Origin of the sequence: Klebsiella sp. G-Nf4 (genome assembly GCF_002810615.1) — a bacterium.
In the GTDB taxonomy this organism is placed as follows: Bacteria; Pseudomonadota; Gammaproteobacteria; order Enterobacterales; family Enterobacteriaceae; genus Klebsiella; species Klebsiella variicola.
This window is the reverse complement of sequence record NZ_PION01000001.1, coordinates 894,181-919,739: the sequence shown is the minus strand read 5'-3', so window position 1 is coordinate 919,739 and position 25,559 is coordinate 894,181. Positions and strand designations below refer to the sequence as shown.

The 25,559-nt window shown below is 58.6% G+C and carries 23 protein-coding genes and 1 pseudogene; 11 read left to right on the top strand and 13 right to left on the bottom strand.

The annotated features are described in order from the left end of the window. Positions 1 to 14: 14 nt before the first annotated feature. Positions 15 to 938 (bottom strand): LysR family transcriptional regulator, encoded by a 924-nt coding sequence (locus CWM57_RS04570; RefSeq protein ID WP_100675685.1) that lies wholly within the window; start codon positions 936 to 938, stop codon positions 15 to 17. A gap of 87 nt (positions 939 to 1,025) precedes the next feature. Between CWM57_RS04570 and CWM57_RS04565 the strand changes: the two are divergent. Together CWM57_RS04565 and CWM57_RS04560 are read left to right on the top strand one after the other, a co-directional pair. Beyond that, positions 1,026 to 1,896, top strand: a pseudogene (locus CWM57_RS04565) (MBL fold metallo-hydrolase). Next, the gene (locus CWM57_RS04560; RefSeq protein WP_074386041.1) at positions 1,889 to 2,800 is read left to right on the top strand and encodes an NmrA/HSCARG family protein; all 912 of its coding nucleotides are present in this window, start codon (positions 1,889 to 1,891) and stop codon (positions 2,798 to 2,800) included. The pseudogene CWM57_RS04565 and the gene CWM57_RS04560 overlap by 8 nt, the downstream one beginning before the upstream one ends. 58 nt (positions 2,801 to 2,858) lie before the next feature. On the opposite strand, the gene CWM57_RS04555 is transcribed toward CWM57_RS04560, so the two are convergent. Then, a complete protein-coding gene (locus tag CWM57_RS04555) occupies positions 2,859 to 3,407 on the bottom strand; it encodes a TetR/AcrR family transcriptional regulator (protein WP_060612847.1) in 549 nt (182 codons plus the stop codon). A gap of 88 nt (positions 3,408 to 3,495) precedes the next feature. Between CWM57_RS04555 and CWM57_RS04550 the strand changes: the two genes are divergently transcribed. Next, on the top strand, positions 3,496 to 4,530 hold the full coding sequence (locus tag CWM57_RS04550; RefSeq protein WP_100675684.1) for an NADP-dependent oxidoreductase: 1,035 nt from the start codon (positions 3,496 to 3,498) through the stop codon (positions 4,528 to 4,530). Between the two features lie 45 nt (positions 4,531 to 4,575). Here CWM57_RS04550 and CWM57_RS04545 read toward each other — a convergent pair whose 3' ends face one another. Beyond that, on the bottom strand, positions 4,576 to 5,751 hold the full coding sequence (locus tag CWM57_RS04545; RefSeq protein ID WP_040968439.1) for an aminotransferase class I/II-fold pyridoxal phosphate-dependent enzyme: 1,176 nt from the start codon (positions 5,749 to 5,751) through the stop codon (positions 4,576 to 4,578). Between the two features lie 220 nt (positions 5,752 to 5,971). Between CWM57_RS04545 and CWM57_RS04540 the strand changes: the two genes are divergently transcribed. Genes CWM57_RS04540 through CWM57_RS04530 form a run of 3 tightly spaced genes read left to right on the top strand, consistent with a single transcriptional unit; the run spans position 5,972 to position 8,461 of the window. Next, positions 5,972 to 6,778, top strand: a complete 807-nt coding sequence (locus CWM57_RS04540) for a MetQ/NlpA family ABC transporter substrate-binding protein (protein ID WP_074386039.1) — start codon at positions 5,972 to 5,974, stop codon at positions 6,776 to 6,778. Between the two features lie 8 nt (positions 6,779 to 6,786). After that, positions 6,787 to 7,800, top strand: a complete 1,014-nt coding sequence (locus CWM57_RS04535; protein ID WP_100675780.1) for a methionine ABC transporter ATP-binding protein — start codon at positions 6,787 to 6,789, stop codon at positions 7,798 to 7,800. Beyond that, positions 7,793 to 8,461 carry a methionine ABC transporter permease gene (locus CWM57_RS04530; RefSeq protein WP_004892563.1) on the top strand — a complete coding sequence of 223 codons (669 nt, stop codon included), beginning with the start codon at positions 7,793 to 7,795 and terminating at the stop codon, positions 8,459 to 8,461. The genes CWM57_RS04535 and CWM57_RS04530 overlap by 8 nt, the downstream gene beginning before the upstream one ends. Positions 8,462 to 8,576: 115 nt before the next feature. On the opposite strand, the gene CWM57_RS04525 is transcribed toward CWM57_RS04530, so the two are convergent. Both CWM57_RS04525 and CWM57_RS04520 read right to left on the bottom strand, forming a co-directional pair. Beyond that, entirely contained in the window at positions 8,577 to 9,191 is a 615-nt protein-coding gene (locus tag CWM57_RS04525; protein WP_023322497.1) for a YitT family protein, read from the bottom strand. 250 nt (positions 9,192 to 9,441) lie between these two features. Further along, positions 9,442 to 9,921 carry an Lrp/AsnC family transcriptional regulator gene (locus tag CWM57_RS04520; protein WP_061154814.1) on the bottom strand — a complete coding sequence of 160 codons (480 nt, stop codon included), beginning with the start codon at positions 9,919 to 9,921 and terminating at the stop codon, positions 9,442 to 9,444. Between the two features lie 334 nt (positions 9,922 to 10,255). Between CWM57_RS04520 and CWM57_RS04515 the strand changes: the two genes are divergently transcribed. Then, entirely contained in the window at positions 10,256 to 11,632 is a 1,377-nt protein-coding gene (locus tag CWM57_RS04515) for an amino acid permease (protein ID WP_100630876.1), read from the top strand. Between the two features lie 236 nt (positions 11,633 to 11,868). Beyond that, positions 11,869 to 12,618, top strand: a complete 750-nt coding sequence (locus CWM57_RS04510; RefSeq protein WP_100630875.1) for a hypothetical protein — start codon at positions 11,869 to 11,871, stop codon at positions 12,616 to 12,618. 117 nt (positions 12,619 to 12,735) lie between these two features. Here the strand turns inward: CWM57_RS04510 and CWM57_RS04505 are convergent, their stop codons facing one another. The 3 genes from CWM57_RS04505 to CWM57_RS04495 all read right to left on the bottom strand — a co-directional run bounded on the left by CWM57_RS04505 (position 12,736) and on the right by CWM57_RS04495 (position 14,991). Continuing rightward, positions 12,736 to 12,930, bottom strand: coding sequence for a hypothetical protein (locus CWM57_RS04505; RefSeq protein WP_061154812.1), 195 nt, complete (start codon positions 12,928 to 12,930; stop codon positions 12,736 to 12,738). Positions 12,931 to 13,166: 236 nt separating this feature from the next. Continuing rightward, positions 13,167 to 14,285, bottom strand: a complete 1,119-nt coding sequence (locus tag CWM57_RS04500; RefSeq protein WP_100675683.1) for an oxidoreductase — start codon at positions 14,283 to 14,285, stop codon at positions 13,167 to 13,169. After that, entirely contained in the window at positions 14,248 to 14,991 is a 744-nt protein-coding gene (locus CWM57_RS04495) for a DeoR/GlpR family DNA-binding transcription regulator (RefSeq protein ID WP_074386035.1), read from the bottom strand. Before CWM57_RS04495 ends, CWM57_RS04500 begins: the two co-directional genes overlap by 38 nt. Before the next feature lie 277 nt (positions 14,992 to 15,268). Here CWM57_RS04495 and zntB point away from each other — a divergent pair, with 277 nt between their 5' ends. The 3 genes from zntB to dbpA all read left to right on the top strand — a co-directional run bounded on the left by zntB (position 15,269) and on the right by dbpA (position 18,150). Beyond that, positions 15,269 to 16,252 carry a zinc transporter ZntB gene (gene zntB / locus CWM57_RS04485; protein WP_061154809.1) on the top strand — a complete coding sequence of 328 codons (984 nt, stop codon included), beginning with the start codon at positions 15,269 to 15,271 and terminating at the stop codon, positions 16,250 to 16,252. Positions 16,253 to 16,585: 333 nt separating this feature from the next. Then, positions 16,586 to 16,762 (top strand): hypothetical protein, encoded by a 177-nt coding sequence (locus CWM57_RS28345; protein WP_373996481.1) that lies wholly within the window; start codon positions 16,586 to 16,588, stop codon positions 16,760 to 16,762. A 14-nt stretch (positions 16,763 to 16,776) separates the two neighbouring features. Continuing rightward, complete coding sequence (dbpA, locus tag CWM57_RS04470; RefSeq protein WP_008805151.1) at positions 16,777 to 18,150, top strand: ATP-dependent RNA helicase DbpA; 1,374 nt, start codon at positions 16,777 to 16,779, stop codon at positions 18,148 to 18,150. A 45-nt stretch (positions 18,151 to 18,195) separates the two neighbouring features. Here the strand turns inward: dbpA and ttcA are convergent, their stop codons facing one another. The 5 genes from ttcA to nifJ all read right to left on the bottom strand — a co-directional run bounded on the left by ttcA (position 18,196) and on the right by nifJ (position 25,244). Beyond that, the gene (ttcA, locus tag CWM57_RS04465) at positions 18,196 to 19,131 is read right to left on the bottom strand and encodes a tRNA 2-thiocytidine(32) synthetase TtcA (protein WP_002902422.1); all 936 of its coding nucleotides are present in this window, start codon (positions 19,129 to 19,131) and stop codon (positions 18,196 to 18,198) included. A gap of 231 nt (positions 19,132 to 19,362) precedes the next feature. Beyond that, the gene (gene uspF / locus CWM57_RS04460) at positions 19,363 to 19,797 is read right to left on the bottom strand and encodes a universal stress protein UspF (RefSeq protein ID WP_008805149.1); all 435 of its coding nucleotides are present in this window, start codon (positions 19,795 to 19,797) and stop codon (positions 19,363 to 19,365) included. A gap of 81 nt (positions 19,798 to 19,878) precedes the next feature. Next, on the bottom strand, positions 19,879 to 20,091 hold the full coding sequence (locus tag CWM57_RS04455) for a KTSC domain-containing protein (RefSeq protein WP_074386033.1): 213 nt from the start codon (positions 20,089 to 20,091) through the stop codon (positions 19,879 to 19,881). Between the two features lie 142 nt (positions 20,092 to 20,233). Continuing rightward, positions 20,234 to 21,358 carry a porin OmpK37 gene (gene ompK37 / locus CWM57_RS04450; RefSeq protein ID WP_088716947.1) on the bottom strand — a complete coding sequence of 375 codons (1,125 nt, stop codon included), beginning with the start codon at positions 21,356 to 21,358 and terminating at the stop codon, positions 20,234 to 20,236. A 358-nt stretch (positions 21,359 to 21,716) separates the two neighbouring features. After that, positions 21,717 to 25,244, bottom strand: coding sequence for a pyruvate:ferredoxin (flavodoxin) oxidoreductase (nifJ, locus tag CWM57_RS04445; RefSeq protein WP_032730192.1), 3,528 nt, complete (start codon positions 25,242 to 25,244; stop codon positions 21,717 to 21,719). Positions 25,245 to 25,559 lie beyond the last annotated feature (315 nt).

Genomic DNA, 25,559 nt, shown 5'->3' with positions numbered 1-25,559 from the left:
GGGCATCGGCCCGGTTATTGGCCGCGCATGGCCTGTTTTAACTTCGTCACCAGCCAGTTCAGCGCCGGATCCTGCGCCCGGCGTTTGTGCCGCAAAATGCACAGCGTAAATTCCGGGTAGGCTACCGGCGGGGCGTCTGCACGCAACGCGTACTGCGCCTGCCAGCGCTGCGCCAGCCCCTGCGGGACGGTGGCGAACAGCGGCAGGGTGGTCAGCAGCAGGGGAAAGGTGGAGAAATTCTGCGTGGCAAAGCGCACGCGCCGCGCGAGCCCCTGGCTGGCGAGCTGGCGGTCTATTTCCCCGTGGCCGGTTTCACGATAGGCCACCATCACGTGTTCCCAGGCGACAAAGTCGCTCACCGACAGCGGCCCGCGACAGGGGATCTGCTGCGGCGACCACAGGGTGGTGACTCCCATGGCCATCACCGGCTCGCTGACCACCTCCCCGCGGCTCTGTTTGTTGAGGGACACCGCGACATCAATGCGCTCCTCCTCCAGCAGCTGGCGAACCTGGAAGGGGTCGGCGGCTATCGACTGCAGTGAGACCCCGGGCGCCTCCTGCATCAGCCCGGGTAACAGCGGGGGCATCAGCCAGTGTTCGCTCCAGTCGCTGAGGCCGATGCGAAAAAGCTGCTGCGCGCGCGCCGGGACGAACTCCCCGGCGCCAAACATCGCCGAATGCAGGTTTTCCATCAGCGGCTGCAGGTCGGTCATCAGCGCTTGCGCCCGCGGCGTTGGCAGCATGCCTCTGGCGCTGCGCACGAACAGCGGATCGTCAAACATCTCGCGCAGGCGTTTCAGCGCCCCGCTGATAGCCGGCTGGCCAAGATGCAGCACCTCTGCGGTGCGGGTGACGCTCCCTTCGCGGTACAGCACCATCAAGACCGTCAACAGATTCAGATCGATACGACTAAAATCATTTTCAATGATTTTCTTCATTATGATAATCAATTTGAATGTGGGTTATCCCGGCAGCATAGTGAATCTCACCCCGATAAATCAACCAGCGCAATGCGCGCGGAGGGTGTGATGCAAACTTACCAGACAGGCGATAGCCTGATTTTCAAAGTGCCGGAGCGTGAGATGACCCTGCAGCCAGCGGCGCTCTATCCACAGGCGTTCCCGGTAGCGGAGGCGGACAACGTTATTCAGTCGATTGCGCTGTCGATCCACAGCTGGGTGGTGCAGACCCCCCACGATCTGATTGTTATCGATACCGCCACTGGCAACGGTCGGGAGCGCGGCGGCAATCCGCTCTATCATCAACTTAACACGCCGTATCTGGAGAATCTCCGCGCCGCGGGAGTGAACCCGGAGGACGTGACCCTGGTGCTACTGACCCACCTGCATACCGACCATGTCGGATGGAATACCGTCTGGCAGGATGATCGCTGGGTGCCGCTGTTTCCCAACGCCCGCTACCTGTGCTCGGCAAAAGAGCTGACGCGGGTGAAAAACAGCGAACGCTACCGGGCGCTGTGGCTCGACAGCCTGCTGCCGGTGATCGAGGCCGGCCAGCTGGAAACCGTCGATGTGGCGGCCCGGCCGCGGGTCGGCGGGCGGATCGCCTTTGTGCCCACCCCCGGCCACAGTCCGGACCATGCCGCGCTGATCCTCGCCGCCGGAGATGATTACGCCTGTTTCTCCGGCGATCTCCTTCATTCTCCGCTCCAGTTTGCCCATCCGCAGTGGAACTCAGCGTTCTGCGGCGATCCCCGGCAGGCGGAAGCCTCCCGACGGGAGATGATGGCGTGGGGAGCCAGCCATCATGCTCAATGGTTCACCGGGCATTTTGCCGGGCCTTCCTGCGGCTGGCTGGAGAAGGATAAGCAAGGTGACTATCGCTGGCGAGAGGCCGGGCAACAGGCTGCAGATAAGGGGAAACAGTGATGAATAATGCGCAAAGCGTGTTGGTTTTTGGCGCCACCGGTCAGCAGGGAGGCTCGGTGGCGCGGGCGCTGCTGCACCGCGGCTGGCGGGTTCGGGCGCTGGTCAGGGATCCTTTCTCCGCCGGGGCCGTCGCGCTGGCGGCACGGGGAGCCGAGCTGGTGGTGGGTACCTTTGAAGACCGGGCGGCAATGCGGTCGGCAATGGCCGGGGTCGACGGCGTCTTCAGCGTCCAGCCCAGTTCGCCGGGAGGGACGGTGACCGATGAGCAGGAGGTACGCTACGGGATAACTATCGCCGATCTCGCCGTCGAGTGCGGGGTGAAGCATCTGGTGTACAGCTCCGGCAGCGCGGCAGGGGAGACGCCCACCGGCGTAGCGCATTATGACACCAAAGCGGAAATTGAACGGCATATCCGCCGCCTGCCGCTGGTGGCGACCATCGTGCGGCCCGCCACCTTTATGGAGCTGCTGGTGATGCCCGGTTTTGGCCTTGATGAAGGTCATTTTCACTTTTTTATGCTGCCGGAGGGGAGGATGCAGGTGCTGGCGGTGGAGGATATTGGCCATCTTGTCGCGGCGGTTTTTGCCGCGCCAGCGCGGTTTGCCGGCAAGACGTTTGAGATCGCCAGCGACAGCGTGACCGGCCGTCAACTGGAGGCGTTATTCTCCGCGGCGGCGGGACGGCCGATCCCCTATTCGCGATTTTCCGATGAGGTGCTGGCCGCCAGCCCTTTTCTGCACAAGCTGACCGGGCTGGTGGACGACGGGCGGCTGGCCGGGCACGCCGACCTCGACGCCATGCGCCAGCTGCACCCGCAGCTGCACACCTTCGCCGGCTGGCTGTCCGGCCCCGGCCGTCCCGCTTTCGAGCAGGCGCTGACCAGCGGGGCCAACTGGGCGTTTAATCGTTAAAGGCAGGCGTACCGGTCACTCTCCAGGCGTGTGCTGTCTCGCCGGTGGCTGGCCGCCGCTAGCCGGCAGTCAGGATCGCGTCGGCCAGCACCGCTAAAATCCGCTCTGCGCGTGGGGCATGGGAGGGCTGCTCCCGCAGCCAGGCAAGCGCGGCAATCAGATCGAACAGTTCGTCTCCGCTGAGATCTGGCCGTGCCTGGCCGGCCTGCTGCGCGCGGGTCAGCAGCGACGTACCGGCGGCGCGCAGGGCAACGCAGGCGCTGTGCAGGGCGGACTCAGGATCGTCGATGGCGCTCATCAGCGGAGCGATGATCCCGCGATGCTGATGGGTAAACGCCACGCTCTCGGCCAGCCACTCCAGCAGCGCCGCGGCAGGATCGGCGGCGAGCAGAAGCGACTCTGCCCGGGCGGTTAGCGCCGCAAAGCGGCTGCGAAGCAGGGCTTCCAGCAGGCTGTCGCGGTTGGGAAAGTGGCGGTAAAGGGTTCCCATTCCGACGCCCGCCCGGCGGGCGATATCGCGCAGCGAGGCTTCGGCGCCTTGCTCCACGAAGACGTCCCGGGCCACCTCGATTAACAGATCATAATTTTTTCTGGCATCAGCTCTCATTGGCGTTCCTTGACAAGCGGAGCACCGCTCCATATATTCGGAACAGTGCTCCGTTAAATATAACGCATTTCCATATGAGGAGAAAGCGATGTCGACGCAGATGATGAAGGCCGTTCAACAGCACGCCTTTGGCGGGCCGGAAGTCCTGAACTATGAGGATGCGCCACTGCCGGTGCTGCAGGCCGGCGAGGTGCTGGTGCAGGTGCACGCGGTGGGCGTGAACCCACCGGACAGCTATCTGCGCGATGGCTATCAACAGCTGCCCCCGGAGTGGCGGCCCGAGGTCCGCTTTCCCTTGATCCTCGGGACCGATCTCTCCGGGGTGGTGGTGGCGCGGGCGGATGACGTCCGGGAGGTGGCGGTCGGCGACGAAGTCTACGCCATGGCGCGTTTTCCCGAAGGGGCAGCAGGGGGCAGCCGCGCTTACGCCGAGTACGTTAGCGTGCCGGTCAGCGATCTGGCCCGCAAACCCCTAACCCTGAGCCATCAGCAGGCCGCCGCGGTGCCGATGTCGCTCCTCACCGCCTGGCAGTTCATGATCGATCCCGGGCATGAGGTGGCGAATCCGCTGCAGCCGGGGCCGCATCGGCCGGTGCCGCTGGCGGGTAAACGCGTCCTGGTCAACGGTGCGGCGGGAGGCGTTGGTCATTTCGCCGTACAGCTGGCGAAGTGGCAGGGCGCCCAAGTGATTGCCGTCGCCGCGGGCCGCCACGAAGCTTTTTTGCGTCAGCTCGGCGCCGATGCTTTTATCGACTATACGACTACTGCGGTTGAGGAGGCGGTGCGTGACCTGGATCTGGTCATCGATGCGCCGGGCGGGGCGGCCAGCGGCCGTTTTCTGCGTACCCTGCGGCCCGGCGGCGCGCTGTACCCGGTCTTTCCGCTCGGCTTTGCCGGGGCGGAAGAGGCGCGACAGCGCGGAGTGACGGTCTCGACTACCCAGGTGCGCTCCAGCGGCGCGCAACTCGCCCGGCTTGCCGACCTGCTGGACGCCGGGGTCATCCGGGTGGCGATTGACAGCGTTTTCCCCCTTGCGCAGGCGCAGATGGCGCACGAGCGAGCGGTGCAAGGTCGTCTGCAGGGCAAAATTGTGCTGTCGGTGATGGACTCGTCAGCGGAGTAACCCCGGCGGCGAGAGTTACGTGTTTTCACTTCTCCCGGCGGCGGACTAAAACAGCGCCAGCCGGGCGAGACGGTCCAGCGCATTGCTCAGCGCGTCGTCGCCTGCCGTGAGGCTGATGCGAATAAACCCTTCACCCCCTTCGCCAAAACCAGTGCCCGGCGCCACCAGAATATGCGCTTCCTGCAGCAGCAGGCGGGCAAACTCCTGCGAACGGTAGCCGGGCGGCACGCCGAGCCAGAGGAAGAAAGTGCCTTGTGCGGCACGCGCCGGCCAGCGCAGCGCGGCCAGTCGACGCAGAACCCACTCCCGACGTTGATGATAGACCGCCGTCAGCTGCGCAATCCGCTCAGCCGGCAGGTTGAGCGCAGCGATCGCCGCATCCTGAATCGCGCCAAACACCGTGCTGTAGCTATGGGTGTGCAGCTTTTTAAACGCCCGGATAATCGAGGCGTTGCCGACCGCGAAGCCGAAGCGCCAGCCGGCCATATTAAAGGTCTTAGAAAAGGTATAGGTTTCCACTCCCCACGCTTTCGCGTCGGGCTGGGAGAAGAGGCTCAGCGGCGCATCGCTGGCCGCGCTGCCGATGGCCGCATAGGCAAAATCATGGAGGATCGGCACCTGGTGACGACGAGCAAATTGCAGAGCGCTGGCGAACAGCGCCGGCGTGGCGAGGGCGCCGGTTGGATTATGCGGGTAGTTCAGCACCACCAGCCCGGCCTTGTCAGCCACCTCCCGGGGGAGGTCGTTAAAATCCGGCAGGAAATGGTTCTCCGCCCTGAGCGGCAGGCCATAAAACGCGGCCTGGGACTGCAGCGCCGCCGAGCGGTAAATCGGATAGCAGGGATCGGTGGAGATCAGATATTGCCCGGGGCTGAGCAGTGCCCGCGGGATGCCGCCAATGCCGATATGCGAACCCTGAAACACGGCGACTTCGCTGTGCGGATCGAGTTCCACATCATACTGCCGGCGATAGAACTGGGCGATCGCCTCGCGGACCTGTGGTTTGCCCCAGAACGACGGGTAGCCATGGTTTTCACGACGATGAATGGCGCTCTGCAGCGAGTCAATCACTTCCGGCGGAGTGGGTTGATCCGGACTGCCGCTGGAAAGATCGATCAGCGGCAGCGCTTCGGTGTTGACCTCCGCGGCCAGTTTTTCCAGCAGGCTGAACAGATTCTCTTCCAGCGCGTCCACCAGCGGTGAAGCAGTAAAATCAGGCATAACATTCCCGGTTTAAGTCACGAATAATTAGCCATCTTTAAGGGATTTATTACGCCTGGCTAAATAACAAAATACGCAAAGGATTCTTGTTTTTAGGATATGTCGATATAGCAAAAGTTAATGAGGAATTAGCAAAAGGAAATCCGGCGTTCTGGCTTACAACCCTCAGTCGGCTGTGATTTAATCGCTCAATATCGTCAACCTTCCAGGAAAATACCTTATGAACAAGTCAGTTGCGCTCGGGATGACCCTCGCCCTGTTGTCGGCCACCTCTTTTTATGCCGCCGCCGAAGACCACCTTATCCGCATCGGCTTTAACCCCGGGCCGTATAAAGAGCAATTTGAGAAAGGCGTTGCGCCCTATTTATTGAGTAAAGGGTATAAAATCGAATATAAGGATTTCAGCGACGGTATTCAGGTGAATGACGCGGTAGCCCGCGGCGATATCGAAGCGAATATTATGCAACATCCGGTATATCTGAAAGCAATTAATGAGCGGCTGGGGATCGATAACGTGGGCATTGTGCAGGTCCCCACGCCGCCGATGGGGCTGTACGGCGGTAAACTGACCACCCTGGGGACGCCGGCGGCAGGGACCGTCGTGTCGGTACCGAACCAGCCGTCAAACGAATATCGCGCGGTGCTGGTGCTGCAGAGCCTGGGCTGGGTGAAGGTCAAACCGGACAGCGACCCCGCCACCTTTTCGCAGCGCAATATCGTTGATAATCCCTACAAAATTGTCCTCAAAGAGATGGATAATGCCCAGCAGGTACGCGCTCTGCCGGACGTCGACTATGGCCTGATTCAGGGCAATTTCGCCGTCTCCAGCGGTATGTCTCTGACTTCGGCATTAAAGCTGGAGGCAGCCACCAGCCATTTTATTAATGTCGTGACCGTCGCCGGTAAAAATCAGAAGGCGCAGTTTGCCAAAGATATTATCGATGGCTACCACTCTGCCGATTTCAAAAAATATATTCTCAGCCATCCGCAGTATGATGGTTACCTGCTTCCTGATTATTTAAAATGAATAACGCGATGATAGAGTTTCGCCACGTCAGTAAAAGCTTTTCCAGGAAAGGACATCCGGTTCTGGCCCTGCAGGATATTAATCTCAGCATTGAACGAGGCGATATTTTCGGCATTATTGGCTACAGCGGAGCAGGAAAAAGCACCTTATTACGGCTGATTAATCGTCTGGAAACGCCTGGCGAGGGCGAGGTGCTGTTAAACGGCGAGCCGCTACAGGCCTGCAGCGGCCAGCGCCTGCAGGCCATCAAAAAAGATATCGGCATGATCTTTCAGAATTTTAATCTGCTGAATTCGAAAACCGTTTTCCATAACATCGCCATCCCGCTGATTTTACAAGGCCGCGACAAGGCCTTTATCCAGGCGCGGGTGGCGGAACTGCTGGCGTTCGTCGATCTGAGCGACAAAATCCACAGCTACCCTAATGAGCTGTCGGGCGGACAAAAGCAGCGGGTCGGTATTGCCCGGGCGCTGGCCACCAACCCGTCGGTGCTGTTGTGCGATGAAGCCACCTCGGCGCTCGATCCTCACACCACGGTGCAGATCTTACTGCTCTTGCAGGAGATTAATCGCCGCTATGGTATCACTATCGTACTGATCACCCATGAAATGTCGGTGATCCAGAAAATCTGTCACAAAGTGGCGGTGATGCAGGCGGGCCGTATCGTTGAGCAGGGGACGGTTTTCGACCTCTTTGCCCAGCCGCAGCATCCGGTAACGGCCAGTTTCGTGCAGTCGGTGGTGCACGATCGTCTGCCGCAGCGGGTGGCGTCGCTCCTGCAGCGCGATAACGGCGCCCGGGCTTTACGTCTCGAATTTATCGGCGCGACTGCGCAGCAACCGATCATTAACCACCTGATCCGCGAGTATGCTGTCGAGGTGAATATCCTGTTTGCCAGCATGTCTGAAGTTCAGGGCCGGATTCTGGGATTTATGATTGTGCAACTCCTCGGCGAGCCTGACGAAACCGAACGCGCCATCACCCATCTGGCCGATGCAGGAGTGAAAATCACCCATGTTTGATCTTATTGATACCGCCATTACCGGCGATCAGTTTCTGCTGGCGCTGCATGACACGCTGATTATGGTCGCCGTCTCGCTGGGCTTTGGCGCGCTGATCGGCGTACCGTTAGGGATTGTGCTGGTGGTTTGCCGTCCCGGCGGCATCGTGGCCAACCCGGTGGTGCATCAGGCGCTGAATCCGCTGATTAACGTGCTGCGTTCGCTGCCGTTTATCATTTTGCTGATTGTGATCCTGCCCTTTACCCGACTGCTGGTGGGCACCACTATCGGCACCGCGGGGGCCATCGTGCCGCTGATCGTTTTTGTCGCCCCCTACATTGCCCGGCTGGTGGAGAGCTCACTGCTGGAGGTGGATGAGGGGATCCTCGAAGCCGCGGATGCTATGGGCGCGACCCCCCTGCAGACGGTCTGGCACTTTATGCTGCCGGAGGCGGCAGCGTCGCTGATTCTGGCCCTCACCACGGCGACCATCGGCCTGCTTGGCGCGACCGCCATGGCGGGAACGGTGGGCGGCGGCGGAATTGGCGACCTGGCGATCACCTATGGCTATCAGCGCTTCGACGCCTTTGCCACCCTCACCACCGCCCTGGTGCTGATTGTGATTGTCCAGCTCATTCAGACGCTGGGCACCCGCCTGGCTCGCCGACTGCGTCGCGAATAACCGTCGTCCCGCCCCGGGGTAACCGCGGTTGGCGGGACAGCGGCTTAGCGCGTGGAGACCGGGGCAAAAGCAGTGTCACAGATCACTGCCAGGCCGCCGACCAAAAGTGAAACCATTACACTGCGTAGCGTCCGGGACGGTGGTTCATGGCAATAATCGAATTCAAAACGACGGCGCCGAGGATAGAGACCAGCAGCATCGGCAAGCTCACTACCCACAGCGAGGCGGTGACGATGCAGGCGTCAACCACCATCTGGAATTTACCGGCGCGGATGCCGCTTTTGTCCTGCAGATAGAGGGCCAGAATATTAACGCCGCCGAGGCTCGCTTTATGGCGAAACAGCACCACAAAGCCAATGCCGACCATGATGTTGCCGAAGAGGGTGGCGTAATAGGGGTTCAGGCGATCGACATGAATAAAGTAGCCGTGCAGGTCAGAGAACAGGGACACCAGTCCGACCGCGCAGAAGGTTTTCAGCGTGAAGGCAGCCCCCATCCGCCGGACGGAGAGCCAGTAGAAAGGCAGGTTAATGACGAAGAAGACCACGCCAAACGGCAGGTGGGTGGCATAGTGGATCAGAAAGGCCATACCCGCCGTCCCGCCGGTCAGGGCACCCGCCTGGCGAAATAAAATAATGCCAAAGGAGATCATCAGCGTGCCGAACAGCAGCGCCAGGGTATCCTCCAGCCAGGTGTGGGTCAGTTTTTCAGGGGACAGGATATTATCCATAAATAAGCACTATCTTTTCGTTAACAAGGATAAGTCCCTATTTGCAAAAATCGCACCAGAGGAGGGGGCCTGGCGATCGTTTGCGGAAAAAACAGGCGCCATTCAGCCTAACGTATTGTTATGCCGAAAAGAGAAAATTGCACAAGTCATGCGATTTTCTGCAATGTATTGCGCGATCTGTGTAAATTGTTATGCCATGATGCATTGAGTAACCCTGCGTTTGCACCACCGCAGGGCACAGTGCCCCGGTTCAGCGCAGCGGATCCGTCCCCGGCATCAGCTGACCATTCTCTTTGAGGCGGTTGAGTATTACCGCCGTTTTCAAATGGGCGACCCCTTTGTTTTGCGACAGAATATGGCTGATCAAATGGCTCAGGCCGGGCAGATCCGGAACCGTCACCCGCAGCAGATAGTCGGCGTCGCCGGTGGTTTTCCAGGCGTCCAGAATGGCGTCCACTTCACTGAGCATCTGGTGAAAGCTCTCCACGCATTGCGGGGTGTGATTCAGCAAGCGCACTTCTATCAGACCCAGCATCTCCTTCCCGGCAGCATCCGGCGCCAGCCGCGCATGGTAGCCGAGAATAAGCTGTGCCTGTTCAAGGGCGATGCGGCGCCGTGAGCATTGGGAGGCTGACAGGCCGATGAGATCGCTCAGTTCCTGATTGGTCAAACGGCCATTGGCCTGCAGCAGGGTGAGTATTTTCAGATCATAGTCGTCGATGTTGTACATGGTGGCCACTAGCGGAGCGTAAGAGTGGCTAACAGCCTAACAGCTTTTTTCCCTGCGTGAAGCCCGCCAGGCTAGCCGGAGGACGAAGCGCACCAAAACGGGTCAGATTCATGCATGAAATGGCTGGTTTTCTCATGAACTGTGCGATTTAAGGCGATTTTTCGCGCGTTATGTTTGACCTGGCAGCGCATGACTCACGCCCCGGAGCAGACGGATAAATAATATTTTAATGAAATTCAATATATTGCTCTTGCTCTTACGCCGGGTTGCTGCGCCCTGGCCTGAAAGTTGCTATCGCCGAAGGTGACTTTTTACAGACAGGGGCAGGTCAGAGATGACAACGCAGCAAGAGCATCAATTAAAACGTGGGTTAAAAAACCGCCATATCCAGTTGATCGCCCTCGGGGGCGCAGTCGGCACCGGATTGTTTTTAGGTATCGCGCAGACGATCCGCATGGCAGGCCCCTCGGTCCTGCTGGGCTACGCCATCGCCGGAGCGATCGCCTTCTTCATCATGCGTCAGCTTGGCGAAATGGTAGTGGAAGAGCCGGTGGCCGGGTCATTCAGCCATTTTGCCAACCGCTACTGGGGACCCTTCGCCGGGTTTATGTCCGGCTGGAATTACTGGGTGTTGTACGTGCTGGTGAGCATGGCGGAGCTGACGGCGGTGGGGATCTATATTCAGTACTGGTGGCCGGAAGTACCCGCCTGGCTGTCGGCGGCGATCTTCTTCGTGGCGATCAACGCCATCAACCTGACGAATGTCAAAGTGTATGGCGAGCTGGAGTTTTGGTTCTCGATTGTCAAAGTGGCCGCCATCATCAGCATGATCGCCTTTGGTAGCTATCTGTTATTTAGCGGCCACGGCGGTCCGGCGGCGACGGTCGCCAACCTGTGGCAGGATGGGGGATTTTTCCCTAACGGCATCACTGGCTTAGTGATGGCGATGGCGGTAATCATGTTCTCCTTCGGCGGGCTTGAGCTGGTGGGGATCACCGCGGCGGAAGCCGACGAACCGCATAAAACCATTCCCAAAGCCACTAACCAGGTGATCTATCGCATTCTGCTGTTTTATGTGGGATCGTTGGCGGTCCTGCTGTCACTCTACCCGTGGCGTAACGTCGTGGAAGGAGGCAGTCCCTTTGTCCTGATCTTTCATGCCATTGACAGCAATATTGTGGCCAACGCTCTCAATCTGGTGGTGCTCACCGCCGCGCTGTCGGTCTACAACAGCTGCGTTTACTGCAACAGCCGGATGCTGTTCGGCCTGGCTCAGCAGGGCAATGCTCCGCGGGCGCTGCTGCGGGTTAACCGCCGGGGGATCCCGTTGACCGCGCTGGCGGTATCTGCCTTCGCTACGGCGCTTTGCGTGGTGATTAACTATGTGATGCCAGGTAAGGCGTTTGGCCTGCTGATGGCGCTGGTGGTGGCGGCCCTGGTGATTAACTGGGCGATGATCTGCATCACCCATCTTAAGTTCCGCCGCGCTATGCAGCGGGCCGGAAAGGTAACGGCCTTCCAAAGCCTCGGTTATCCCCTGACTAACTGGCTGTGCCTGCTGTTTCTCGCCGGGATCCTCGTGGTGATGTATCTCACCCCCGACATCCGCATCTCCGTCTGCCTGATCCCGGTATGGCTGCTGATCCTCGCCGCCGGTTATCTGTTGCGGAAGAAAAGCGCCCCGGCGCTGGTGGCGATGAAAGAGGGTTAATAGCCAACACCCTGCCGGGCGGCAGGGTGATATTCTCATCGTGAAAAATAACGTCAATACTTATAGTTGATTATATAATTCCGATAAATGATAACAGGACATGTTAATCTGGGAATAGAGTAAGTGGACATGCTTTTTATTGATCTTGCGTGGCGCTTTGGTAATATCCAGGCGGCATTCAGGTTTATTTTATAATGCCACCGAATGGAATAGCAAAATACATAATGGAGTATGGAATGAAGCATGTTCATAAGCTGGTCTGGATAGGCCTGTTCGTCAATATTATTATCTGTTTTGTCGCGCGAAATTTATTACTCGATGAAGGACAGCTGAACTTTCATCGTCGGGCGGACAGCATGTGGTCCTGGCTGGTGCTCGCCCTGTTTATCGCCGTGGTGGTTCAGGCTGTCAGTATTATACTGTCAGGCCGCTATCCTTATCTGGCCATCGTGCTGGCGTTTATTGGCGGTATCGTCATGGTACCTGCCAGCATGATCTTTCTGGTTGGCTGTATGTTCAGCTTTCAAACGCGGATTAACGCCGGTTTTACCCTGTGGCGGTCAACAACCGGGGCGATGGGCAGCGACGATAATCACCGGCTATTAACCTTTAATGCGTCCGGTTTTTATCCTCAGGGAGGACTGGCGCTCATTGCCGGCATTATTATCTTAATGATTGGCATGGGGATTGGTGGCGTGTTTATTGCCGCCGGTATTCTGGCGCTGTGCAACGGCTATCGTCTGCAGAATCGGGTGGTGATTGGCGTGAGCGGCGAGTCGATGATATTTACGCCGGGACTCTATGCCGATACTTACGTTATTCCCTTGCGTGACGTTGTGCTGGCTGAGCGCGGGAATAATGATGCGAAAGTTCGACTACTGATCCGTTCCAGCGGCAGAAGCTTCACGTTGCGTAAAAAACTGCTCGCCGGCGATGACGTCAATGACGCCTTTGCCGCCATTCTGGCCAAACTGTCCACGGTTTAACGCAGACGGGGGAAGGGATGCCGCCAGGGGGAGAAACACCCGGCGGCGAAAGCGTGGGTTCGCATGCACGGTCATCGCGCCAGCCTGCACCCACGCCCTACAGCGCCAGGTTGCATGTTAATCCACGTTGGTAAAATAATCGCGCGCGGCGGTCTCGACGCGTTTCGCATCCAGCCCGGTCTTCTCAGTGATCTGTTCAATAAAGGGTTTAAATTTGTCGTCCATCACGTTACCCCCGTCCCAGTGGGCCACGTAAAATTTGCACTGATAGCGATAAAAATGGAGAGTGGTATCTCCTAACGTGTAATACATGAGCTTCTCCTGTCCATTAATGCGGTCGCCACGTCCACAGCGTCAGCAACCCTTTTCTCATCACGATCGATCTGCTCTCTATCCTCCTCCCAATTGGCTGAAATTTCCAGCGGTGCTTTGCGCTATAAAGCAGGATAAAGAAAGGTTAAATTTCGTATGGGTAGTGATTTTTTCTGACGTTGGGCGGGAGATCCGGTTACCTGCGGGATGCGCAGATAACCGGAGAACAGGCAGGATTAGCGCAGCGCGTTGCGCTCGTCGTCGGTCAGGTCCAGGGTCTGCACCATGCCGCTTTCTGCAGCGCGCACCGCCGCTTCCAGAACGGCCATTACCGCCAGCGCTTCAACCGGCGGCACCGGATTGGCGATCTGACCCTTCAGCGCGTCGCGGATCTGCTTATAGTACTGGCGCTGATCGCCCTGCGGGGTGGCCTGAGAGTGGGCCTGCAGCGAGGCGTCATAGATCACCAGCTTGTCATCATCCTGACCCCAGCCGGCGCTTCCGGGCTCCACGCCCGCCAGCAGCTGGCTCTCCTGCTGGTCGGCCCGCGCTTTGATAACGCTGCCTTTATCGCCGTGCACGGTGAAACGCGACGAGCCGCCCGCGACCAGCATGCTGCAGTGCAGGATCGCTTTATGCGCCGGGTAGTTTAAGACCACATGCGCCCAGTCGTTGATCTCCGCGCCGTCGCGGAGGGTGGCGATATTGCCTTGTACCGACTGCGGCAAACCAAACAGCTGCAGCGACTGATCGATCAGGTGCGGCCCCAGATCGAACCATAAACCACTGCCCGGGACGTTCTGCTCACGCCAGCGGACGCGAACTTCAGGACGGAAGCGGTCAAAATGCGACTCGAAGTGTTTCACGGTGCCGATGGCGCCCTGCTCAATGACCTGACGGATCCCGAGGTAATCGCTGTCCCAGCGGCGGTTATGGAAGACGGAGAGCAGGCGCTGCTTCTCCTCAGCCAGGGCGATCAGCTCCCGGGCCTCCTGCATATCGAGGGTAAAGGGTTTATCCACCACCACATGCTTGCCGGCGTTGAGCGCCAGACGGGCCAGCGGCGCGTGGGTGGCGTTGGGGGAGGCGATGACCACCAGATCGACATCCGGATGCTGGACCGCTGCCTCCGGGGAGGCGATGACCGTGACATCCGGCAGGTCGCGTTTGACTTTCTCTTCATCTCGCGAGGCGACGAACGCCAGATTCAGGCCCGGCACTGAACGGATAAGCGGCGCGTGGAAGGTCTTACCGACGAAGCCATAGCCAATCAGGGCGATATTTATTGTGTTGTTACTCATCAGGTTCTCCACGCGGTTAAGCGTCAGCAATGTGTACAGAGAGGGCGGGGTCATCCCCCAGCTCAGCCCAGGGACGATCAAGAAAAAGATGGTGAATGTCGCTGAGCCCGGCCACCAGCCACGGCTCGCAATGGTTGACTTTGGTATGGTCTGCCACCAGCCAGTGCTCTGCGCTGGCGGCCAGCATGGCGCGCTTCACGTCAGCATCGGCCTCCTGGCTGGCGCTCAGCCCCAGCCCGGCATGGAGCGCGCAGGCGCCGAGAATGGCGATGTCGGCGCGGTAGCGGGCGACAAGCGACAGCGTGGCGCTGCCGGCGAACAGCCGCTGTTCACTGTCCCACTGGCCGCCAAGCAGGATCAGCTGGATATCCGCACGGTCGCTAAACAGCTGGGCTATATCCAGCGAAGGCGTGATCACGGTCATCGGCCCTTTAAGCTGGGCGGCGACCGCCAGCACCGTGCTTCCGGCGTCGAGAAACAGCGTTGAGCCGAGGGGGATGCGCGCGGCGACCCGCTGGCCCAGGCGCTGCTTGGTCTGGGGGAGCAGGGCGTTTCGACCCTGGCGCGTCATCGCCGGGACGTTAAGAGCGATGGCGCCGCCGTGACTTTTCTGCAGGACGCCCTGTTTTTCCAGCTCGCTCAGATCCCGGCGAATGGTATCGGCCGAGACCTGTAGCCCTTCGACCAGTTCGCTGATGCTTAGCTGGCCGTTTTCACTCAGCCTGTCGAGGATGTGTTTTTGTCTGGCGAGCTTATGCATGGCAAGCGCCTCCGCAAATTAACGCAATAAACAGCATAATACAGCAATGAATGGCAAAATAAACCGCAAAAAGACGCAGTGAGATCGGCAAAACGGGAAGAACTTGATTTCACTACGCTTTAACGTTAAATGAGGAGAGCGGCGCGACCCGGGGCAAAAGCGCTTTTCAATGAAGCCATTAGCCAGTCTTCCGGGCAACAAAAAGCGAAAAAGCGCGCTTTCGCGTACCTTATAGAGAGTACGCGCAATGTGACAGGTATGGATTAACGGAGGTTGAGTGGACGCGATTAAAGGCTCGGAGTTGCAGATACCGGACGCGATCTTCGCGTGGGTGCTCGACGGGCAGGGCGGCGTGAAGCCGCTTACCGATAACGATATTATCGACAAGGACAAGCCCTGCTGGCTGCATCTGAACTATACCCATAGCGACAGCGCTGACTGGCTGGCGGCCACCCCGTTGCTGCCCAATAACGTGCGTGACGCCCTGGCGGGGGAGAGCACCCGGCCGCGAGTGACGCGGATCGGCGACGGGGCGCTGATCACCCTGCGCTGCATTAACGGCAGTACCGATGAGCGTCCCGACCAGCTGGTGGCGATGCGTCTGTATATGGACGAGCGGCTGATCGTTTCCACCCGTCAGCGCAAGGTGCTGGCGCTGGATGATGTGCTTGGCGACCTGCGCGAAGGCAATGGCCCGACGGACGGCGGCAGCTGGCTGGTGGAGGTCTGCGATGCGCTGACCGATCATGCCAGCGAGTTTATCGAACAGCTGCACGACCGCATTATCGACCTGGAAGATGACCTGCTTGACCAGCAGGTGCCGCCGCGCGGTTTTCTCGCGCTGCTGCGTAAGCAACTGATCGTGATGCGCCGCTATATGGCGCCGCAGCGCGATGTTTATGCCCGGCTGGCCAGCGAGCGTCTGCCGTGGATGAGTGACGATCAGCGGCGGCGAATGCAGGATATCGCTGAGCGGCTGGGACGCGGGCTGGATGAGATCGACAGCTGTATTGCCCGGACGGCGATCATGAGCGATGAGATCGCCCAGATTATGCAGGAGTCGCTAGCGCGGCGGACTTATACAATGTCGTTGATGGCGATGGTGTTTCTGCCCAGCACCTTTTTAACCGGCCTGTTCGGCGTCAACCTTGGCGGGATCCCCGGCAACGGCTGGCATCTGGGATTTAGCCTCTTCTGCCTGATGTTAGTTGTTGTCATCGGTGGTGTTGCGTGGTGGTTACATCGCAGTAAATGGTTGTAAAGAATCGCCTTTTAGCGGCCGCATTGCCGGGAAAACCCGGCAATGTTTGAGCGAAATCAATAAACCACCTACCCATTCAGGGCAATATCTCTCTCGCAGGTGAATGCAACGTCAAGCGATGGGCGTTGCGCTCCATATTGTCTTACTTCCTTTTTTGAATTACTGCATAGCACAATTGATTCGTACGACGCCGACTTTGTTGAGTCGGCTTTTTTTTGCGCTCTCCGGACCAGCTTCTACGCTTACTAAGACACCCGACGGTCTTCAGGCCGTTAAGCCTGCGGGTACGCCCGTATTACTCTCCGGGAGGCCTCTATGCATTACGCTTCAGGGCTGACAGCCCAGTCTATCCCCATCTCACCCGAACCGAACGATCCGGTTCCTTTACCCGACCCACGACCGCGTCCGCAGCCGCAGCCCGATCCGCCGCCTGACGAAGAGCCGATTAAATTGTCGCATCAGGCGCGGAGATCTGCGAGGATACGCGCCTGCAGATTGTCCGTCCTTTAATACGAGAATACATTGTGACCGCTTTTTCTACCCTGACTGTTTTACCTGCCGCCCAATTAGCCAACCTTAATGAGCTGGGTTATCTGTCGATGACGCCGGTTCAGGCCGCCGCCCTGCCGGCGATCCTTGCGGGAAAAGATGTGCGCGTGCAGGCAAAAACCGGCAGCGGAAAAACGGCCGCATTTGGGCTGGGTCTGCTGCAGCATATCGATCCGGCGCGCTTTGAAACCCAGTCGCTGGTCCTGTGTCCGACCCGCGAGCTGGCCGATCAGGTTGCCGGCGAGCTGCGTCGCCTGGCGCGCTGCCTGCCGAACATCAAGATTTTGATGCTCTGCGGCGGCCAGCCCTTTGGCGCCCAGCGAGATTCTCTGCAACACGCGCCGCATATTATCGTCGCCACCCCGGGCCGTCTGCTCGATCATCTGCAGAAGGGGACGGTCTCCCTTGACGCGCTGCAGACGCTGGTGATGGATGAAGCGGACCGCATGCTCGATATGGGCTTCAGCGACGCCATCGACGAGGTGATCCGCTTCGCGCCGGCTGACCGGCAGACCTTGCTGTTTTCCGCCACCTGGCCGGCGGCAATCGCGGCGATCAGCGGCCGGGTGCAGCGCAATCCGCAGACGATAGAGATCGACACTGTCGATGCGCTCCCGGCGATTGAGCAGCAGTTTTTTGAAGTTTCCCGCCACGGTAAGATTGCCCTGCTGCAGCGCCTGCTCAGCCAGCATCAGCCCGCATCCTGTGTGGTGTTCTGCAACACCAAACGCGATTGCCAGGCGGTCTGCGATGCGCTCAACGCCGCCGGGCAGAGCGCCTTGTCGCTGCACGGTGATCTTGAGCAGCGCGACCGCGATCAGACGCTGGTGCGCTTCGCCAACGGCAGCGTCCGGGTTCTGGTGGCGACCGACGTCGCCGCCCGCGGCCTCGACATCAAATCCCTCGCGCTGGTGGTGAACTTCGAGCTGGCCTGGGATCCGGAGGTGCATGTTCACCGCATCGGCCGTACCGCCCGCGCCGGCGAACAAGGGCTGGCCATCAGCTTCTGTGCGCCGGAAGAGGCGCAGCGCGCCACGATCCTGGCCGACATGCTGCAGCTCTCCCTGAACTGGCTGCCGGCGCCGACGGGCAACACCATCGCACCGCTGACGGCGGAGATGGCCACGCTGTGTATTGACGGCGGTAAAAAGGCGAAAATGCGCCCGGGAGATGTGCTGGGAGCCCTGACCGGGGATATGGGCTTTGATGGCGCCGATATCGGCAAAATTACCGTCCATCCGGCTCATGTCTATGTGGCGATCCGCCAGAATATGGCGCAGAAGGCGTATAAGCAGTTACAAAACGGTAAGATTAAGGGCAAAGCCTGCCGCGTTCGACTGCTGAAGTAAGGGCTGGTTAGTGCGTCTCAGGCGGCTGCCTGAGACGCGTGAGGGTTACTTCACTTCCACCACGTTCAGACGCAGTTCATCGAGACGGGCGTCTTCTTCTTCCGGCTGCCAGCCGGCGGGCTGCAAGGGAATATCCTCCCGGTCAAACGCCAGATCGCCACCGTCCACCACCTCGGAGCCGTGGGTGATGCCTTTAAAATCAAACAGATTGACATCGCTCAGATGTGAAGGCACCACGTTCTGCATCGCGCTGAACATGGTTTCAATGCGCCCAGGATAACGCTTATCCCAGTCGCGGAGCATATCGGCGATCACCTGACGCTGCAGGTTTGGCTGCGAACCGCACAGGTTGCACGGAATAATCGGGAAGCCTTTGGCCTGGGAGAAGCGCTCGATGTCCTTTTCGCGGCAGTAGGCCAGCGGGCGGATGACGATGTGTTTTCCGTCGTCGCTCATCAGCTTCGGTGGCATCCCTTTCATTTTGCCGCCGTAGAACATATTCAGGAACAGCGTCTGCAGGATGTCGTCGCGATGATGGCCGAGGGCGATCTTGGTCGCCCCGAGCTCGGTGGCGGTACGGTAGAGGATACCGCGACGCAGGCGAGAGCACAGCGAGCAGGTGGTTTTCCCTTCCGGGATCTTCTCTTTGACGATGCCGTAGGTATTCTCTTCGACAATCTTGTATTCCACGCCCAGCTGCTCAAGATACGCCGGCAGAATATGCTCCGGGAACCCAGGCTGTTTCTGGTCGAGGTTCACCGCCACCAGCGAGAAGGAGATGGGCGCGCTTTTCTGCAGATTACGCAGGATCTCCAGCATGGTATAGCTGTCCTTGCCGCCAGAAAGACAAACCATAATGCGGTCGCCCTCTTCAATCATATTGAAGTCGGCGATCGCCTCACCAACGTTGCGGCGCAGACGTTTCTGCAGCTTATCGATGTTGTATTTTTCTTTTTTACTGATTTCTTGATTTTGCAGCATGTAATAGTGGCTCAATTCATAGTGTGGCATCAGAAGAGCACGCGTTCTGCCAGCCTGGACAACATGGCGCTGGCGCGTAGCAATTAATGAGGTCTGACAGACAACCGTGGCGTGTATGGTACGGATTCAGGGGCGGAATGTCAGCATCTTTCCGGCACTTTCCGCTGCGGGCAGGCAGGCGGAGGCGGTGTAAGCGGAAATAAAAAGCCCGCCGGGCGGCGGGCTGTGGCGTTAACGAACCACCAGGACTGAGCACTCGGCGTGGCGGACCACCGCGGCGGCGTTGGAGCCCAGCAGATAGGTGGTGATATCTGGCCGGTGCGAAGCGATGATCACCAGGTCGGCGGGTAGCGACTTGGCCAGTGCGAGGATCTTATCTTTTGGCGACCCTTCGGCGACGTGAAAATGCATCCGATCTTCTGGGATAGAAAATTGTTTGGCGATCTCTTTAAGCTGCGTTTCCGTTCCTTCGCGCAGCTCATCCATACCGGGCAGCTCGGCGGTGTAGGCCATTCCCAGTGAGGCATAATAGGGCAGGGAAGGGATCACGGAGAGGAAATGGACCTCGGCGTCGTCAATCCGTGCTTCCGATTCAACGTGACTGATAATGCGTTCAGTAAATTCTTTATCAGAGATATCGATGGGGACAAGAATCATTCTGCTCATAAAACCTCCTGTTTAAGTATCCCCTCACATTGTACGGCATTAGAGCACGTTTTGTATCATGACCGAGGTCACACTTTGACATTAACGTGGCTTGCGTTCGGGAAATTTCCCTTTGATCACGCCGTCATAAAATCGACCTTTTGACACCACCTGTAAAAAGTCACGGAAAATACGCGGTGGCACGCCGGTATATTGCAACGGTGGCTGGTGATAAAAATGGATTTCCAGTGTGGCGGAGGCGTCATCGTAGGCGACAGAGATAATTCGGGATGATTTTACCGGGTGATGATGCATGGTGGACGTCCTCGGGCAAGCACTGACTGAGCACGACTATATCACTAAATGGACGGCTATTTTAACCGGCGGGATATATTGTTTTGTTTTATCTACTGTACGGCAGGAGGAAGAAGCCCGCCGGAACCGACGGGCTGGCGCATCAGAACTGGTAAACCAGGCCCAGAGCGACGATGTTGTCGGTAGAGATACCGTTGTCTTTGTAGAAGTTGTCGTTGTCATCCAGCAGGTTGATTTTGTAATCAACGTAGGTAGACATATTACGGTTGAAGTAATAGGTGGCGCCAACGTCCATATATTTGACCAGATCTTTATCGGCGTAGCGGCCGTTATTATAGAGATCTTTGCCTTTGGACTGCAGGTAGGAGATAGCCGGACGCAGGCCGAAGTCGAACTGGTACTGCGCGGTGACTTCGAAGTTTTGCGTTTTATTGGCCACGCCGTCATTGCCGTACGGGGTCATGTTGCGGGTTTCTGAGTACATGGTCGCCAGGTAGATATCGTTGGCGTCGTACTTCAGGCCGGCGGTCCAGGCTTCGGCTTTATCGCCGCGGGCGTTGGTCTGAGTCATCTGATCGTTGGTACGGTCAGAAGAGGTGTAGGCTGCCGCCGCGCTGATGCCCATGCCGAAGTCATAAGAGGTGGAGAGACCGAAGCCATCGCCATTGTCGAAGCGAACATCGCTGTCGCTGCTGCGGTTGTTGGTGCCGACGTTGATATCCTGCGCGTTCTGGCCTTCGTTTTTACCCTGATATTGCAGGGCGAAGTTCAGACCCTCCACCAGGCCGAAGAAATCGCTGTTGCGGTAGGTCGCGACGCCGTTGGCGCGGCCTGCCATAAAGTTATCCGCATAGGTGTAGGAGTCGCCGCCGAACTCCGGCAGCATATCGGTCCAGCCTTCAACATCGTACAGCACGCCGTAGTTACGACCGTAGTCGAAGGAGCCGTAATCGCCGACCTTGATACCCGCGAATGCCAGACGGGTCCACGCCTGATCGCTGGAGCTCTCGGTGTTGTTGGCCTGAACGTTATATTCCCACTGACCATAGCCGGTAAGCATATCGTTGATCTGAGTTTCGCCTTTAAAGCCAAAACGCAAATAAGTTTGGTCGCCGTCTTTTTTCGAGTCGCTGGAGAAATAGTGCAGACCGTCTACCTTGCCATAGAGATCTAATTTATTTCCGTCTTTATTATAAATTTCTGCCGCATGGGCGGCACCGGCGGCTAATAAAGCCGGAATAACGAGGGCCAGTACTTTTCTTTTCATGAAGAAATTCCTTTAACTGTTTTTATGTTTTAGCTTCCGGGAAGGAAGTGAACTCATGCTAAAGGAGCGGTCTGAGATCCGGTAAGACTCAATTGTTACGATATAAGTAAAATCTAAAATAAATAATACCAAAGAAATGGTGATAATTGCGCTGAATATGTCTAAAGAAAATATACAAAATAAAAATTATACATGCCCGCGATAATCACGTATTATTCGAACGTTATATGCCTTTATTGTCACGCCAATCATTTATTGCTGCCGTCTCATTCTGCGGAATGATTTTGTTTATCGGTAAAACGACAAGCCCGAACAACATGTTCGGGCTTTTTTTATGGCTACCGTGTGGAAAAGAACCTTAGCCTTCGCTCGGTGATTTCTCCGCTTTGCCAGCCAGCTGGGCGAGGAAGTCATACCGTTTCTGCAGATCCGCGGCGGCGTCTTTCCACAACTGCTCCGCCACCTCCGGCTGCTGGGCGTTCAGGCGACGGAAGCGTTGCTCGTTGAGCAGCGTCTCGGCCAGCGCGTCGGACGGCGGACGAGAATCCAGCGCCAGCGGCAGTTTGCCTTCGTCGGCGCGACGCGGGTCGAAGCGGTAGAGCGGCCAGAATCCAGTGGCGGTCAGCTGACGCATCTGATCGTGGCTGAGCGCCAGATCGTAGCCGTGCTCTTCGCAAGGACTGTAGGCGATGATCAGCGACGGTCCCGGATAGGCTTCTGCTTCCTGAATCGCTTTCACCGTCTGGTTCAGCTGCGCGCCGAGCGAAATCTGCGCCACATAGACATGACCGTACATCATCATGCTGACGCCAAGATCTTTGCGCGCCTTGCGTTTGCCGTGTTCGCCAAACTTGGTGACTGCCCCCAGCGGGGTGGCTTTTGACGCCTGGCCGCCGGTGTTGGAGTAACACTGGGTATCCAGCACCAGAATGTTGACGTTTTCCGTCAGGCTCAGCACATGATCCAGACCGCCGAAGCCAATATCGTAGGCCCAGCCGTCGCCGCCGATCAGCCAGACGGATTTCTCCACCAGCGCGTCAGCATCGGTCAGCAGCTCTTCAGCGCCGTCCACGCCGGCCAGCGCCTGGCGCAGGGCCGCCACCTGTTCGCGGCGTACTTCCGGCGTCGCCTCGGCATGTAACGCCGCGTTCAACTCTGCCGGCAGTTTGTCGGCAAATTCGCTCAGCAGGCGCATCACGCGCTGACGATGCTGGTCGACGGTTAAGCGGAAGCCGAGCCCGAATTCAGCGTTATCCTCAAACAGCGAGTTGGCCCATGCCGGGCCGCGGCCGTTGGCGTCGGTCGTGTACGGCGTCGAGGGCAGGTTGCCGCCGTAAATGGAGGAGCAGCCGGTGGCGTTGGCGATCAACATCCGATCGCCGTACAGCTGGGTCAGCAGTTTGATATACGGCGTTTCGCCACAGCCGGAGCAGGCGCCGGAGTATTCAAACAGCGGGCTGATCAGCTGCGAGGTGCGAATATCAATCCGCTCCAGTTTTGTGCGGTCGATTTCCGGCAGGTTGAGGAAGTAATCGTAATTGACCTTCTCCTCTTCCACATGCTCCAGGCGCGACATCATATTGATGGCCTTGATCTCCGGGTTCTGGCGATCTTTCGCCGGGCACACTTCAACGCACAGGTTACAGCCAGTGCAGTCTTCCGGGGCGACCTGCAGAACGTATTTTTGTCCGCGCATATCGCGGGATTTGACGTCCAGCGAGTGCAGACTGGCTGGCGCGTTCTCCATCTCTTCCGGGGCGACCACTTTGGCGCGGATCGCCGAGTGCGGGCAGGCGGCGACGCAGTGGTTGCACTGGGTACACAGCGCTTCCTTCCAGATGGGGATCTCTTCGGCGATATTGCGTTTCTCCCAGCGCGTGGTGCCCATGGGCCAGGTGCCGTCCGGCGGCAGGGCGGAGACCGGCAGCGCATCGCCGAGGCCGGCCAGCATCGCGGCGGTGACCGTTTTGACGAAATCCGGTGCGGCGTCGGAGACCACCGGAGGGCGGTTCGGACTGCTGGCGTTCACCGGCTGCAGCGGCACTTCCGCCAGCGATTCGCGGGCCAGGGCCAGCGCCTGCCAGTTGCGTTCCACCAGCTCCTGGCCTTTGCTGCTGTAGCTTTTGGCGATCGCCGCCTGCAGTTCCGCCAGCGCGCTGTCGCCCGGCAGGATGCGGGTGAGATGGAAGAACGCCATCTGCATCACGGTATTAATGCGCGCGCCGAGGCTGCACTCGCGGGCGATTTTCGCCGCGTTGACCACGTAAAATCGCGCTTTTTTCTGATTCAGAGTGGCCTGAACTTCCTGCGGCAGGCGAGACCAGACCTCATCGGCGCTGTACGGCGTGTTGAGCAGGAAAATACCGCCGGGCTTCAGCCGCTCGGCCATCTGGTATTTATCGATAAACTGTAGCTGGTGGCAGCCGACGAAATCAGCCTGCGAAATCAGATACGAAGAACGAATCGGTTTTTCGCTGACGCGCAGATGCGAGACGGTGAGGCCGCCCGCTTTCTTCGAGTCATAGACAAAATAGCCCTGCGAGAACCACGGGGTCGAGTTGCCGATGATTTTGATGTTGTTTTTGGTGGCCGACACGCTGCCATCGCTGCCGAGACCGTAGAACAGGGCCTCGAGTTTGGCCTCAGCCGGCAGGGTATTTTCTCCCAGCGGCAGCGACAGATTGGTCACGTCATCATAGATACCGACGGTAAAGCGTGGCTTCGGCTGAGCGGACTGCAGTTCACTAAATACCGCCAGCACGCATTCCGGGCCGAACTCCTTGGAGGAGAGGCCATAGCGGCCGCCGATGGTGCGCGGCAGCGTCTCGCGCTCGCCGCGGTTAAAGGCTTCCGCCAGGGCGGTCATCACATCGAGATACAGCGGCTCGGCAAGCGCGCCAGGCTCTTTGGTGCGATCGAGCACCGCTACCGCCCGGGCGCTTTCCGGCAGTGCTGCCAGCAGGTGGGCGGCGGAGAACGGGCGATAGAGGCGCACTTTCAGCACGCCGACTTTCTCGCCGCGGCTCAGCAGTTCATCAACCACCTCTTCGCAAGTACCGATAGCCGAACCCATAATGACGATCACGCGCTCTGCCTGCGGGTGGCCGTAAAACTCAAACGGTTTGTACTGACGGCCGGTGGCGGCGGCGAAGTCGTTCATCGCCGTCTCAACATGGTCATAGACCGCGTCGTACCACGGATTGGTGGCCTCCCGGGACTGGAAGTACGTGTCGGGGTTGGCCGAGGTTCCGCGGATCACCGGGTGTTCCGGATTGAGCGCGCGCTGGCGATGCTCGGCGATTTTATCCTGCGGTAGCAGGGCGCGAATGGTGTCATCCGCCAGCGGGGCGATTTTGTTGATTTCGTGCGAGGTGCGGAAACCATCAAAGAAATGAATAAACGGCACCCGGCTTTGCAGGGTGGCGATATGCGAGATCAGCGCAAAATCCTGCGCCTCCTGGACGCTGCTGGCGCACAGCATGGCGCAACCGGTTTGCCGCACGGCCATGACGTCGGAATGATCGCCGAAGATCGATAGCGCGTGGGTGGCGACGGTGCGGGCGGCGACGTGCAGCACAAACGGCATCAGCTGGCCGGCCAGTTTGTACAGCGTGGGGATCATCAGCAGCAGGCCCTGCGATGAGGTAAAGGAGGTGGAGAGGGCGCCGGTCTGCAGCGCGCCATGTACGGCGCCAATGGCGCCTGCCTCCGACTGCATTTCGACCACGCGGGGTACATCGCCCCAGACGTTTTTCAGCCCATTGCCGGCCCAGGCGTCGGCCTGTTCCGCCATCGTTGAACTGGGCGTGATCGGGTAGATGGCGATAACTTCACTGGTGCGAAACGCGACGGAAGCGACCGCGCCATTACCATCAATCGTAATCATATGAAGACACCCTTACATTGCGCAAAAGAATGGACACGTGAAACCGCGACGCGCCCTGTAATTATATAAGGGGTAGTTTAGCAAACCGTTGGCGCGGCCATTTTTGCATTTGTGTCCTCAATGCGCCGGGCACCCGTGACCAGATCAATATTTTGCATGGTTCGCGGAGAAAATGGCTGCCTGCAGAGGGGGGGAACCACGCGCGCCCGGCGACCAGGCCGGAGCAGATCAAGCTTTCGGCGAAAATTTGCTAGAAAATGTTAATGAGGCGCATAAATACGTACTTCCCCTCTCGACGCCGCCCGCCACGCTGCC

Bases quoted from the DNA above. Each gene is read 5' to 3' on its own strand.
- CWM57_RS04495 (WP_074386035.1), bottom strand. From the start codon at position 14,991: ATGCATAAGCTCGCCAGACAAAAACACATCCTCGACAGGCTGAGTGAA.
- CWM57_RS04520 (WP_061154814.1), bottom strand. From the start codon at position 9,921: ATGTACAACATCGACGACTATGATCTGAAAATACTCACCCTGCTGCAG.
- ttcA (WP_002902422.1), bottom strand. From the start codon at position 19,131: ATGCTGCAAAATCAAGAAATCAGTAAAAAAGAAAAATACAACATCGAT.
- CWM57_RS04560 (WP_074386041.1), top strand. From the start codon at position 1,889: ATGAATAATGCGCAAAGCGTGTTGGTTTTTGGCGCCACCGGTCAGCAG.
- CWM57_RS04515 (WP_100630876.1), top strand. From the start codon at position 10,256: ATGACAACGCAGCAAGAGCATCAATTAAAACGTGGGTTAAAAAACCGC.
- CWM57_RS04525 (WP_023322497.1), bottom strand. From the start codon at position 9,191: ATGGATAATATCCTGTCCCCTGAAAAACTGACCCACACCTGGCTGGAG.
- CWM57_RS04570 (WP_100675685.1), bottom strand. From the start codon at position 938: ATGAAGAAAATCATTGAAAATGATTTTAGTCGTATCGATCTGAATCTG.
- CWM57_RS04530 (WP_004892563.1), top strand. From the start codon at position 7,793: ATGTTTGATCTTATTGATACCGCCATTACCGGCGATCAGTTTCTGCTG.
- CWM57_RS04535 (WP_100675780.1), top strand. From the start codon at position 6,787: ATGATAGAGTTTCGCCACGTCAGTAAAAGCTTTTCCAGGAAAGGACAT.
- CWM57_RS04545 (WP_040968439.1), bottom strand. From the start codon at position 5,751: ATGCCTGATTTTACTGCTTCACCGCTGGTGGACGCGCTGGAAGAGAAT.
- CWM57_RS04510 (WP_100630875.1), top strand. From the start codon at position 11,869: ATGAAGCATGTTCATAAGCTGGTCTGGATAGGCCTGTTCGTCAATATT.
- CWM57_RS04500 (WP_100675683.1), bottom strand. From the start codon at position 14,285: ATGACCCCGCCCTCTCTGTACACATTGCTGACGCTTAACCGCGTGGAG.
- uspF (WP_008805149.1), bottom strand. From the start codon at position 19,797: ATGAGCAGAATGATTCTTGTCCCCATCGATATCTCTGATAAAGAATTT.
- CWM57_RS04540 (WP_074386039.1), top strand. From the start codon at position 5,972: ATGAACAAGTCAGTTGCGCTCGGGATGACCCTCGCCCTGTTGTCGGCC.
- CWM57_RS04505 (WP_061154812.1), bottom strand. From the start codon at position 12,930: ATGTATTACACGTTAGGAGATACCACTCTCCATTTTTATCGCTATCAG.
- nifJ (WP_032730192.1), bottom strand. From the start codon at position 25,244: ATGATTACGATTGATGGTAATGGCGCGGTCGCTTCCGTCGCGTTTCGC.
- CWM57_RS04455 (WP_074386033.1), bottom strand. From the start codon at position 20,091: ATGCATCATCACCCGGTAAAATCATCCCGAATTATCTCTGTCGCCTAC.
- ompK37 (WP_088716947.1), bottom strand. From the start codon at position 21,358: ATGAAAAGAAAAGTACTGGCCCTCGTTATTCCGGCTTTATTAGCCGCC.
- CWM57_RS04555 (WP_060612847.1), bottom strand. From the start codon at position 3,407: ATGAGAGCTGATGCCAGAAAAAATTATGATCTGTTAATCGAGGTGGCC.
- CWM57_RS04550 (WP_100675684.1), top strand. From the start codon at position 3,496: ATGTCGACGCAGATGATGAAGGCCGTTCAACAGCACGCCTTTGGCGGG.